This window comes from Nocardioides sp., from assembly GCF_030150155.1.
Taxonomy (GTDB): domain Bacteria; phylum Actinomycetota; class Actinomycetes; order Propionibacteriales; family Nocardioidaceae; genus Nocardioides.
In genome coordinates, this window is record NZ_JASLGR010000037.1 from 1 (window position 1) to 11,846 (window position 11,846).

General features: G+C 71.1%; 8 protein-coding genes. 6 read left to right on the forward strand and 2 right to left on the reverse strand.

What is annotated here, in order from left to right; genetic code table 11:
• Nucleotides 1–38: 38 nt before the first annotated feature.
• Complete coding sequence (locus Q1V88_RS11825; RefSeq protein WP_300681399.1) at nt 39–890, forward strand: bifunctional methylenetetrahydrofolate dehydrogenase/methenyltetrahydrofolate cyclohydrolase; 852 nt, start codon at nt 39–41, stop codon at nt 888–890.
• Nucleotides 887–1,240, forward strand: coding sequence for a DUF3017 domain-containing protein (locus Q1V88_RS11830; RefSeq protein WP_300681400.1), 354 nt, complete (start codon nt 887–889; stop codon nt 1,238–1,240). The genes Q1V88_RS11825 and Q1V88_RS11830 overlap by 4 nt, the downstream gene beginning before the upstream one ends.
• A gap of 33 nt (nt 1,241–1,273) precedes the next feature.
• On the opposite strand, the gene Q1V88_RS11835 is transcribed toward Q1V88_RS11830, so the two are convergent.
• Together Q1V88_RS11835 and Q1V88_RS11840 are read right to left on the reverse strand one after the other, a co-directional pair.
• Nucleotides 1,274–3,019, reverse strand: coding sequence for a bifunctional diguanylate cyclase/phosphodiesterase (locus Q1V88_RS11835; RefSeq protein WP_300681401.1), 1,746 nt, complete (start codon nt 3,017–3,019; stop codon nt 1,274–1,276).
• Between the two features lie 148 nt (nt 3,020–3,167).
• Complete coding sequence (locus Q1V88_RS11840) at nt 3,168–4,151, reverse strand: aquaporin (RefSeq protein WP_300681402.1); 984 nt, start codon at nt 4,149–4,151, stop codon at nt 3,168–3,170.
• A 134-nt stretch (nt 4,152–4,285) separates the two neighbouring features.
• Here Q1V88_RS11840 and Q1V88_RS11845 point away from each other — a divergent pair, with 134 nt between their 5' ends.
• The 4 genes from Q1V88_RS11845 to Q1V88_RS11860 all read left to right on the forward strand — a co-directional run bounded on the left by Q1V88_RS11845 (nt 4,286) and on the right by Q1V88_RS11860 (nt 11,620).
• Nucleotides 4,286–6,478, forward strand: coding sequence for an NADP-dependent isocitrate dehydrogenase (locus tag Q1V88_RS11845; RefSeq protein ID WP_300681403.1), 2,193 nt, complete (start codon nt 4,286–4,288; stop codon nt 6,476–6,478).
• Between the two features lie 89 nt (nt 6,479–6,567).
• Nucleotides 6,568–7,095 (forward strand): hypothetical protein, encoded by a 528-nt coding sequence (locus Q1V88_RS11850; protein ID WP_300681404.1) that lies wholly within the window; start codon nt 6,568–6,570, stop codon nt 7,093–7,095.
• Between the two features lie 88 nt (nt 7,096–7,183).
• Nucleotides 7,184–10,615, forward strand: coding sequence for an ABC transporter ATP-binding protein (locus Q1V88_RS11855; RefSeq protein WP_300681405.1), 3,432 nt, complete (start codon nt 7,184–7,186; stop codon nt 10,613–10,615).
• A 42-nt stretch (nt 10,616–10,657) separates the two neighbouring features.
• Nucleotides 10,658–11,620, forward strand: a complete 963-nt coding sequence (locus Q1V88_RS11860) for a GGDEF domain-containing protein (protein ID WP_300681406.1) — start codon at nt 10,658–10,660, stop codon at nt 11,618–11,620.
• The last annotated feature ends 226 nt before the right edge of the window (nt 11,621–11,846 follow it).

Below are 11,846 nucleotides of genomic sequence, written 5' to 3' on the forward strand. Positions count from 1 at the left end.
CGCCGGGCTTACACAGCGAACCCTGATTGGATGAGAACGTGACGGCACAGAAGCTGGACGGAACCGCGACCGCGGCGGCCATCAAGGCCGAGCTGATGACCCGCGTGGCGGCCTTGCACGCGAAGGGCATCACGCCCGGCCTCGGCACCATCCTGGTCGGCGACGACCCGGGCTCGCGGTGGTACGTCAACGGCAAGCACAAGGACTGTGCCGAGGTCGGCATCGAGTCGATCCGGATCGACCTGCCCGCCACCGCCACCCAGGACGAGATCGAGGACGCGGTCCGCACTCTCAACGAGGACCCGTCCTGCACCGGCTACATCGTGCAGCTGCCGCTGCCGAAGGGGATCGACGAGAACCGCGTCCTCGGCCTGATCGACCCGGCCAAGGACGCCGACGGCCTGCACCCGACCAACCTCGGCTGGCTGGTGCTGGGCAAGGAGGCGCCGCTGCCGTGCACCCCGTTCGGCATCGTCGAGCTGCTCCGTCGCCACGGTGTCGAGCTCAACGGCGCCGAGGTCGTCGTGGTCGGTCGCGGCGTGACCGTCGGTCGCCCGCTCGGCCTGCTGCTCACCCGCCGCTCCGAGAACGCCACCGTGACGCTGTGCCACACCGGCACCCGCGACCTGGCCGCGCACACCCGCACCGCCGACATCGTGGTGGCCGCCGCCGGCGTGCCGCACATGATCACCGGCGACATGATCAAGCCGGGCGCCGCGCTGCTCGACGTCGGCGTCAGCCGGGTCGACGGCAAGGTCACCGGCGACCTCGCCCCCGACGTCTGGGACGTCGCCGGCTGGGTCTCCCCGAACCCGGGCGGTGTCGGTCCGATGACGCGCGCGATGCTGCTGGCCAACGTGGTCGGTGCCGCGGAGAAGTCGCTGGCGTGACCTCCGAGGCCGGCACGCCGCAGGGCGCGGAGCACACCGAGACCCCCGTCGGCGTGGGGGAGGGTGCCGTCGAAGGACGGCGCTACCCCTCGACCATCGGCGGGCTGTGCTACCTCACGATCCTCGGCGTGGCCATCGCCGGTGTGGTGGTGGCGGCGCTGGGCAGCTGGCGTCTCGGGGTCTACCTGATCGCGGCGGCGCTGGTCGTGGCCGGAGGTCTGCGGGCCGCCCTGCCCCAGCGCGACGCGGGCATGCTCGCGGTCCGGGGCAAGGCGCTGGACAGCTGCCTGCTGATCGGCGTCGGCCTGATCCTGGCCCTGCTGGCCAGCGGCCTGCCTGACGGTCCCTGAGGATCCCTGATGGTCCCCGAGGGGCCCTGAGTCTCAGGAGGCGGCCCAGCGCCGCTGAGCGGCCCGGGTCACCAGCAGTGCTCGGGCGTCGTCGGCCGAGCCGGCGTGCCCGAAGTGGAACCCCTGGGCCATCCCGCAGCCGGCACTGCGCAGCAGCGCGCCCTGCTCGGCCGTCTCCACGCCCTCGGCGACCACGTCGGCGGCCAGGGCGGCGCCGATGCTGGTGATCGCCTGGACGATGGCGCGCTGCGACATGTCCCGGGTGATGTCGGTGACGAACGACCTGTCGATCTTGATCGTGTCGACCGGGTAGTCACGGATCCGGGCGAGCGAGGACTGCCCGGTGCCGAAGTCGTCCAGGGCGATGCCCACCCCGGCGGCCTTGAGCTCGGCCAGGGTGGCGAACACGGCGGTGGAGCCACGTTCGACCAGCGTGTTCTCCGAGATCTCCACCTCGATGAGCGAGGTGGGGACGTCGTACTCCTCCAGGACGGCGAGCAGGGCGGAGGCGAAGTCGGGGCGGAGCAGCTCGACGGGGGAGGCGTTGATCGAGACCGGCACGGCCGGGAGCCCCTCGTTGAGCCAGTCGGCGATGTCGGCGGCGACCTGGCGGTGCATCTGGGTGGCGAGCTGGACGGCCAGCTCGTGGTGGGTGAAGGCCTCGGCCAGCAGCGCTGGTGCGCCGAGCTCGCCGTCGACCTGGTGCCAGCGCAGCAGGGCCTCGAAACCGGCCAGGGAGCCGTCGGCGAGCAGCACCTTCGGCTGATACGTCGGTACGACGGCACCGCGGCGCAGCACGTCGCGGGCCAGGGTCAGCTGCTCCAGGGCCCGCACCGCCCCCAGGCGCAGCGACGGGTCGAAGGCCTGGATGCCGCCGCGGCCGGTCGACTTGGCGTGGTTGAGGGCGATGTCGGCGGCGCTCATCAGGCCGGTCTCGTCCGACGCGTCGCCGGGGAGGGTGGCCCACCCGACGGTCATGGCGCCGTTGATCTCGCGGTCCCCGAAGAGGATCGGCTTGTCCAGTTGGCGCGAGACCCGCTGGGCCAGGTCGGCCATCTCGTCGCGGTCGTAGACCCGCTCCAGGCAGATCGCGAACTCGTCGCCGCCCAGCCGGGCCAGCACGCCGTCGGCGGGCAGGCAGCGCGACAGGCGACGGGCCACGGCACGGAGCAGGTGGTCCCCGGCGGCGTGGCCGAGGGTGTCGTTGGTGGTCTTGAAGTCGTCGAGGTCGATCAGCACGACGCCCATGTGGCTGCCGTCGCGGTGGCAGCGGGCGACCACCCGCTTGAGTCGGGCGCGGAACGCCCGCCGGTTCATCAGGCCGGTGAGGGCGTCGGTCTCGCTGGCGTTGCGCAGCCGCTCCTCGGCGATCCGCTGGGCGGTGATGTCACGCGAGACGCAGAGCACGGAGGTGACCTCGCCGTCGGTGTCGACGACGGGGGTGAGCAGGTTGTCCCAGAACTGGGAGGAGCCGTCGGCGGCGATGCTGCGGCCGTTGAACCGGGCGCTCTCCCCGGCGAAGGCGCGGCGCAGGGCGATCCGTCCACGGGCGCGGCACTCGGGCGGGAGCAGTGGGAGCCACTTCATCCCGAAGCCGGCCTCGACCTGCTCGGCGGTGACCCCGAGCGCCTCGCAGCCCGACCGGTTCATGTGGATCAGGCAGCCGTCGAGGTCGATCACCTTGATGCAGTCGACGCTCGCGTCGAGCATCTCGCGCTCGAGCGCGCCCTGGTCGACCGGACCGTCGGTGACGGAGCCGTCGGACTCGATGATGGCCATGCTTCCCCCAGAATCCTCCGCCGGGGCGGAGGGGCAACCACACGTTTCGTCCGGGGAGCGTACCCAGTAGTAATGAGAGAAGCCCAAGAACGGTCACGACGTGGACCGTCCTTGGGCTCCCCATCAGCCGAAGTTTTACCTTGCGACGTCAGTTCTGGGCGTCGGGCTCCTGCAGCGGCTTCCACTGCTGAGCGGCGTAGTCCCACTCCCAGCCGTCCTGGATGATCCGCTGCGGGGGCTGCGGGGCACCCAGCGGCGACTCCGAGGTGTGCTCGTTGACCTGGCTCCAGGCCGGGGTCGAGGCGGTGGCGGGGCGGACCGGGCGCTGGGGCAGGGTCAGACCCGAGCCCTCGACCGGCTCGGCGTCGCGGCCGAAGAGCAGCGGGTAGGTGACGCCCGCGATCACCGCACCGACGAGCGGGGCGAGGATGAAGAGCCAGAGCTGGACGATCGCGTCGCCGCCGGCGAAGAGAGCCGGGCCGATCGAACGCGCCGGGTTGACCGACGTACCCGTGAGCGGGATGCCGACGAAGTGGATCGCGGCCAGGGCCAGGCCGATCGCGACCGGGGCGAGGGCGAGCAGCTTGTTGCGGGCATCGGTGACGCTGAGGATGACCCACAGGAAGACAGCGGTCAGGACCGCCTCGACCAGGAACGCCGACCACCAGGCGAGGTCGATCTTGGTCTGGCTGCCGAAGGCGTTCTGGCCCATGTGGCCGGTGGTGGTGAAGCCGGGGATGCCGTGCAGCACGATGAAGAGCGCGAGCGCGCCGACGATCGCACCGATCAGCTGGCCGGCGAAGTAGACCGGCGTGGCGCGCCAGGCTAGGCGGCCGCTGGTCGCGATGCCGACGGTGACGGCGGGGTTGAAGTGTCCGCCGGAGATCCGGCCGAAGGCGGTGGCGCTGATGATGATGGCGATACCGAAGGCCAGCCCGGTGCTGGTGATGTCGGCACTGCTCACCACGGCTGCGCCGCAGCCGAGGAAGACCAGGATGAAGGTGCCGAGGGCTTCGGCGGCGAGGATCTGCCAGACGGCAGGGTCAGGGTCCCGAGGCTTGGCGGTCGCTGCCACGACCTCGGTTCCGTTGTGCGGGTCGCTGGATGCGCCTGTGGATTCAACGTCACTCATGCTTCATCACCCTAGTCTTTAAATCTGTGCCAGTCCTCAGGCAAGGTGGTCGAGGCGAGACGTGTCGGTTCCGTCAGGTATCTTGACGTCAAGCAATCTTTTGTCTTTCCGTCCTTGTCAGGAGCGCATCAACGATGTCTGCACGGATCATCTACACCCACACCGATGAGGCGCCGCTGCTCGCGACGTACTCCTTCCTGCCGATCGTGCAGGCGTACGCCGCCAAGGCCGGCGTCGAGATCGAGACCCGCGACATCTCCGTCGCCGCCCGGATCCTCGCCCAGTTCGGGCTCGCCGACGACGCGCTGGCCGAGCTCGGTGAGCTCGCCAAGACGCCCGACGCGAACATCGTCAAGCTGCCCAACATCTCGGCCTCCATCCCGCAGCTCAAGGCAGCGATCAAGGAGCTCCAGGACAAGGGCTTCGCCGTTCCGGACTACCCCGAGGCGCCCTCGACGCCCGAGGAGCAGGAGATCCGCGCGAAGTTCGACAAGGTCAAGGGCTCGGCCGTCAACCCGGTCCTGCGCGAGGGCAACTCCGACCGGCGCGCGCCGCTGTCGGTCAAGGCCTACGCCAAGAAGCACCCGCACCGGAACAAGGCGTTCGGCGAGGGCTCCAAGACCACCGTCGCCACGATGGGCGCGCACGACTTCAAGTCCAACGAGAAGTCGACCACCATCGCCGCTGCCGACACCCTCTCGATCGTCTTCGAGGCCGCCAATGGCGAGAAGAAGGTCCTGCTGGAGAAGCTCCCCGTGCTCGCCGGCGAGGTGATCGACTCCACCAAGATGTCGGCCGCCAACCTGGACGCCTTCCTCGCCAACGCCCTGGCCACCGCCAAGGCCGAGGACGTGCTCTTCTCGGTCCACCTCAAGGCCACCATGATGAAGGTCTCCGACCCGATCATCTTCGGCCACGTGGTCCGCGCCTACTTCAAGGACGTCTTCGCGCAGTACGGCGACGACCTGGCCGCGGCGGGCCTGTCGGCCAACGACGGCCTCGGCTCGATCCTGGCCGGCCTGGACGCCCTGCCCAACGGTGCTGAGATCAAGGCTGCCTTCGAGGCCGCGATCGCCAACGGCCCGCGCCTGTCCTACGTCAACTCCGACAAGGGCATCACGAACCTGCACGTCCCCTCCGACGTGATCGTTGACGCCTCGATGCCGGCCCTGATCCGCAACGGCGGCAAGCTGTGGGGCGTCGACGGCGCCGAGGACGACACCCTCGCGGTGATCCCGGACTCGTCGTACGCCAGCGTCTATCAGGCCACCATCGACGACGTGAAGAAGAACGGCCCGCTCGACCCGGCCACCATCGGCACCGTCCCGAACGTCGGTCTGATGGCGCAGGCGGCCGAGGAGTACGGCTCGCACAACAAGACGTTCGAGATCGCCGGCGAGGGCACGGTCCGCATCGTCGCCTCCAACGGCGACGTCGTCCTGGAGCACGACGTCGAGGCTGGCGACATCTGGCGCGCCTGCCAGACCAAGGACATCCCGATCCAGGACTGGATCAAGCTGGCCGTCACCCGCGCCCGCGCCTCGGCCACCCCGGCCATCTTCTGGCTCGACGAGACCCGCGCCCACGACGCCGAGCTGATCAAGAAGATCAACCAGTACCTGCCCGAGCACGACACCGAGGGCCTGGAGATCCAGATCCTGGCGCCCGCGCTTGCCACGACGTACTCCCTGGAGCGGATGCGCAAGGGTCAGGACACCATCTCGGTGACCGGCAACGTGCTGCGCGACTACAACACCGACCTGTTCCCGATCCTCGAGGTCGGCACGTCGGCGAAGATGCTCTCCATCGTCCCGCTGATCGCCGGCGGTGGCCTGTTCGAGACCGGTGCCGGCGGCTCGGCCCCGAAGCACGTCCAGCAGCTGGTCGAGGAGAACTACCTGCGCTGGGACAGCCTGGGTGAGTTCTTCGCTCTGGTCCCGTCCTTCGAGCAGTACGCCGCCCAGGCGGGCGACCCGGCCGCGAAGGTGCTCGCCGACGCGCTCGACGCCGCCACCGGCACGTTCCTCGACGAGGACCGCAGCCCGGGACGCAAGCTCGGCACGATCGACAACCGTGGCTCGCACTTCTACCTGGCGCTGTACTGGGCCGAGGAGCTCGCCAAGCAGACCGAGAACGCCGACCTGGCCGCCGCCTTCGGTCCGCTCGCGGCCACGCTGCGCGAGCAGGAGTCGACCATCGTCTCCGAGCTCAACGCCGTCCAGGGCAAGCCCGCCGACATCGGTGGCTACTACTACCCGGACGCCGAGAAGACCGCCGTCGTGATGCGTCCGTCGGCGACGCTGAACAGCGCGATCGACTCGCTCTGATCTGAGTCAGACGCACTGCCCCGGGCCGTTGGTTCGGGGCAGTGTGCATTTCACTGACGGCCGGCGCACGATCCTGGAAGACTGCCGCGGTGACGCACACGCACCAGGGCGAGGTCGATTCCATCCGTCGCTATCAGACGACGCCGGAGCCGTCCTTCTACCGTCGGGCCGGGCAGGACATCCTGCGGGCGCGGTGGCAGCGGCCCGAGCATCTGGCGGCCCTCTGCACGCCGCTCATCCTCTGCCTGCTGCTGGGGATCATCGAAGGCTTCGCGCCGTACAAGATCGCGCTCCTGGCGCTGATGCTGCTCGTCGTTCTCGGACCGTTGCAGTGGTGGGGTCAGGCATCGACGCTCGGCAAGCAGGTGCGCCGGGTGCTGCCGCCGACGGTGGCGGTACGGACCGAGTTTGACGGGGCCTTCGTCACCATCATTGTCGCCGACCTCACGGTGCGGGTGCCGTGTCGTCGCCTCGTCGGGGTCCGGCGCTCCGGCGCGGTGGTGCTCTTCGACGGCCTCCCGGGCCTGGCTCTGGTGGCCCTGCCGGCGGCCGTCTTCCCCGACGAGGAGATCAGTCGGCTGCGCTCGGGGCAGGCCCCGGTGGTGGCGCGAAAATGAATGGCTCGGCCGGGGTCGAGTTTCGTAAGGTCGATCAGTGGTTGTCTCGGGGAGCACTGATCAGAACCGGAGCCTGAGCTGGCGGCGGTTGCGCTCGCCGGGCGCCGGTGTCGCGGTGCTGATCACGATGATCGCTGCTGTGGGCCAGGCGCTGGCCACGGTGGTGGCAGGTCATCTCGCCCAGGCCCCGCGGACCGGCCTGGTGGTGCTGCTCGGCACCCTGACAATCGGTCCGGCGATCGCTGCCATCTCGGGCCGTGTGGTCTGGTACGGCTGCGTCGACCGCGCCGAAGGGCGGTTGCGCGCCGATCTGCTCACCGCCGCGCTGCACCAGCCGCTGGCCGACCTGAGCGAGCAGGCCGCGGGCGAGATCCTCGACCGGGTCGACGACGACACCCACGAGGTGGGCTCGCTGCTGCGCGGCCAGGCCTGGGAGGCCCTCGTCACGGTCTGCGGGCTGGTCCCGATGTGGCTCGTGGCCGGGTTCACCTGGTGGCCGGCGTTCGTGCTGCTGCCCGCGATGGCCGGCCTGATCATCGTCGCGATCCGGCCGCTGCTCGGCGTGATCGCCGAGCGCAAGGTCCGCGAGGAGATGGCCTGGACCGACAACGCTGCGGCGCTGGAGGAGGGCGTCGCTGCCCGCAACGACCTGCGCACCAGCCTGGGCCAGGCGCACATGCTCGGACGGTTCGCCGCGATCTGTGCCCAGGTCCATGCACGGTTCCTCGACGTCGTACGGATGGAGAGTCGGCTGGTCCGGGTCAGCGGCCTGCTGCTGCACGGCCTGCTCGCCGCGGTCGGGATCGCCGGGGTCTGGCTGGCCGCCGACGGGCAGCTCACCGTCGCGCGGCTGGTCACCCTCTTCCTGATCACCACCTCCTTCGTCGGCCAGGTCGACCAGCTCGGCCGCCACCTGCCCGACCTCCAGGCCGGGATCGGTGCGCTCACCCGCCTGCGCCAGCTCCTCGACGTCGAGCCCGAGCCGGTCGGCGGAGCCGAGGTGCCGGGCGGCGCACTGGACCTGGAGCTGCGCGATCTGTCCTTCTCGTACGACGAGGGCACGTTCAGCCTCACCGACGTCTCGCTGAGGGTCCCCGCCGGTCAGACCCTCGCGCTGGTCGGTCGCACGGGCTCGGGCAAGTCGACCCTCGCCGCGATGCTCTCGCGTGCCGTCGAGCCGCCGCCCGGGACGATCCTGCTCGGTGGCGTCGACGTCACCACCGTCGACCTGCAGCGGCTCCGGTCCGCTGTCGGCGTCGTCACCCAGCGCACCGAGATCCTGGCCGGGACGCTGACCGAGAACATCACCCTCTTCGAGGACGCGATCAGCGACCGGGTGCCCGCGGCCGTGGCCGAGCTCGGCCTGGCGGCGTGGGTCGCCGGCCTGCCCGACGGGCTGGACACGGTGCTCGGCCCCGGTGGGACCGCCCTGTCGGCGGGGGAGGAGCAGCTGGTCGCCTTCGCCCGGCTCCTGGTGCGTGATGTGCAGGTCGTCGTACTCGACGAGGCGACGGCCCGGATGGACCCGCTCACCGAGGCTCGGGTGGTGGCGGCCTCCGAGCGGCTGCTGAGCGGGCGGACCGGCATCCTGGTCGCCCACCGGCTGAGCACCATCGAACGCGCCGACCTGGTCGCCGTCCTGGACCGGGGACGGGTCGTCCAGCAGGGTCCCCGGACGGTGCTGGCCGCCCAGCCCGGGCCGTTCGCGGACCTGCTTGCCGCCGGAGCGACGGCGACGTCGGCCGAGCCGCAGGTGAGCTCCGTGGTCGAGATCGAGGGCGTCCAAGTCGGCACCCGTCGGCGTCAGGGTGAGCCGCCCGAGGTGGAGGAGCCCGGCACCGGTCCTGGCCTGGCGCGCGGCATCGCCCATGCGCTGGTGGTGCGACCTTGGTGGGGCCTGTTCTCCGTGCTGACGTTCCTCGGCGCCGGGCTGCTCGGCTCCCAGGGCGCCATCACCGGCCTGCTCTGGGGTCGGATCGTGGAGCAGCTGCAGGAAGGTGCGACGCCGCGCGCGCTGCTCGCGGTGCTGACCGTGACGCTGTTGTGCGCCCCGTTGCTGCTCAGTGACGCGGTGCTGCGCTACCCGCGCTGGTGGGTCGAGGTGATGCTCCGGGCCCGGATGAGTGTGCTCGCCGGTCAGATCCGCCCGCACCGGCTGCCCGCCACGCCGCCCGGCGAGGTCGTAGCCCGGGCGATGGACGCCGACCGGTTCGCGCGCTACGCCGACCGCTGGGTCGACTTCACCCTGGGTCTGGCGATCGCGACGGTGACCGCGATCGCGGCCGGGACCTGGGTCGCCGGTGCCGTCCTCCTGATCGTGATGACGGTCTCGGCGCTGGCCTCCTCGATCGGGCGTCCGATCGCCGGCCGCTCGGCGACGAGGTCCTCGGCTGCCCGGGCCCGCTTCGGGCGGGTCCTGGTCTCGGTGCTCGACTCGGCGCGGACGGTCAAGCTCGCCGGCCGGATCACGCAGGTACGCCGTCACCTGGCCGCCGTGGACGAGCCGCGGGTCAACGCCGCCGTCTTCGAGCACCGGGTGCAGGCGGTGCTCGACGGGGTGCCGATCGTGATGGTCCAGTGCGGCGTCGTCGCCGCCTGGGCGCTGCTGCTCGAAGGGGTCTGGGGCCTGGCGACGGCGCTGCTCGTCGCCAACGCGGTCAACGGGTTCAACTGGTTCGGTCGGGTCGCCGGTGCGGTCGTCACCGAGGCGCCCGGCACCCGGTCGTGGATGAAGGCGACCTCGGCGTTCGCCGGTGGGGCCGACCTGATGGACGTCCCGCCCGGGGTCGACCTGGTCACCGGCGCGGCCCCGGCCGCCGCCGATCCCGCCCCGGTGCCGCTGAGGGCGCTGGAGCTGGCCGGTGTCACGGCGGTGTACGACGACGGCACCATCGGGGTGCGCGACGTGTCCCTGAAGGTCGAGCGTGGCGAGCTGGTCCTGCTGCTGGGACAGGTCGGATCGGGGAAGTCGTCGCTGCTCTCCGCGCTGGCCGGTCTGGTGGCGCACTCGGGGCAGATCCGGTGGAACGGCGAGGCCGTCTCCGACCCACAGGTCTTCCTCCGGCCGGGCCAGGTCGCCCACGTCGCCCAGGTCCCGCGGGTGCTCTCGGGCACGTTCAGCGACAACGTCAGGCTCGGGTTCGACCGCGAGCTCGGCGCTCCGGTGCGGGCCGCCCGGCTCGACCGCGACATGAGCGAGGCCGGCGGGCACAGCGCGCTGGTCGGTCACCGGGGTGTGCGCCTGTCCGGCGGGCAGGTCCAGCGCCTGGCCCTCGCTCGGGCGCTGGCGACCGGCGCCGAGCTGCTGCTGGCCGACGACGTCTCCTCGGCCTTGGACGCCACCACCGAGATCGAGCTGTGGGCGGCGTTGCGTGCCCGCGGTGCGACGGTGGTGGGGGCGACCTCGAAGCGCTCGGCGTTGGCGGAGGCGGACCGGGTCGTCGTCCTGGTGGACGGCGAGGTCGCGGCCGAGGGGCCGTGGTCGATGTTGGCAGGGGAGTGGGGGCACCTCGCCGGTTGAGGTGCTCCCGCTGGGCCGGGCCAATCGCTAAGGTTCCTCAGCATGGACGCGACCACGACCGAGCTCGAGCGCTTCACGGAGTCGGCCGAGAGCGTCGTGTCCTATCTGCGCTCGCACAGCTGCCTGACTGACTGGTCGGTCAGCCGGATCGACTCGGTCGAGCAGGTGCACCTCCACGTCAGTGGGGGCTCCCTGCTGGAGGTGGGCGACCGGGTGCCGTGGGAGGACACGTTCTGCCGCCAGATGCTCGGCGGTGCGTCGCAGATCGTCTTCGACTCCCAGCGTGAGGCCGCCTACGCGGCGCTGCCGGCATCGGCCGACGTGCGCTCGTACGCCGGGTTCCCGATCGTCGAGGACGACGGATCGCTCTTCGGCACCCTGTGCGGCCTGGGGGCCGAGCCGATCCGGTCGGCCGACGAGCTCGACGCGGAGCTGCTCGGCCTGCTCTCGACGCTGCTGTCGAGTCAGCTGCGCCTGGTCCGGGCCGCCGCGTCCCACCGGCACTCGGCGGTGCTGGCCGATGCGGCGGCGAACACCGACGTGCTCACCGGACTGCTGAACCGTCGCGGCTGGGACATCCTCGCCGCCGACGTCGAGGCCCGGGTCGCCGGACTGGGCGAGCACGGTGGGGTCGTGATGATCGACCTCGACGGCCTCAAGACGGTCAACGACACCGTCGGCCACCACGCGGGTGACGTCCTGCTGCGCCGGGCCGGCGAGGTGCTGCGGGAGGTGACCCGGCCGGTCGACTCCGTGGCCCGACTGGGCGGCGACGAGTTCGCCGTCTACGTCGACGACGTCCCGTCGGCCGACCTCGACGCGATCGTGCGCCGCTACGCCGAGGCGCTGGAGGCGGCCGACGTGGCCGGCTCGATCGGTGCCGCCGCCGTCGTCCCGGTCGCGGGCCAGGGCTGCGTCGCCCATGCCCTCGCCGAGGCCGACGCACTGATGTACGTCGCCAAGGCGGAGCGGAAGCGGAGTGCCGGGAGGTCCGGACTCGCCTGAGTTTCGAACAAGTGTTCGAGTTGTGTGGTAGGGTGGCGGTAGCTCGTCGGTGAGGGTTCCCCGTGATGGTCAGGGGAGAAGCTGGCGGGTCAGCCGTGGGGAGTGAACCCACTGCCTGGGGCCGGCGCACGGAGGAGCCACAGACCTGGTCGGGGTCTGTGTGACGTGCTTGCCGCCCGAGGGGGTTCGATGACGCAGACGGTGGAGCGAGTCCATCCGGTCCTGG

Excerpts from the sequence above, each read along its gene's own strand:
- Q1V88_RS11845 (WP_300681403.1), top strand. The coding sequence starts at position 4,286 with ATGTCTGCACGGATCATCTACACCCACACCGATGAGGCGCCGCTGCTC.
- Q1V88_RS11860 (WP_300681406.1), top strand. The coding sequence starts at position 10,658 with ATGGACGCGACCACGACCGAGCTCGAGCGCTTCACGGAGTCGGCCGAG.
- Q1V88_RS11835 (WP_300681401.1), bottom strand. The coding sequence starts at position 3,019 with ATGGCCATCATCGAGTCCGACGGCTCCGTCACCGACGGTCCGGTCGAC.
- Q1V88_RS11840 (WP_300681402.1), bottom strand. The coding sequence starts at position 4,151 with ATGAGTGACGTTGAATCCACAGGCGCATCCAGCGACCCGCACAACGGA.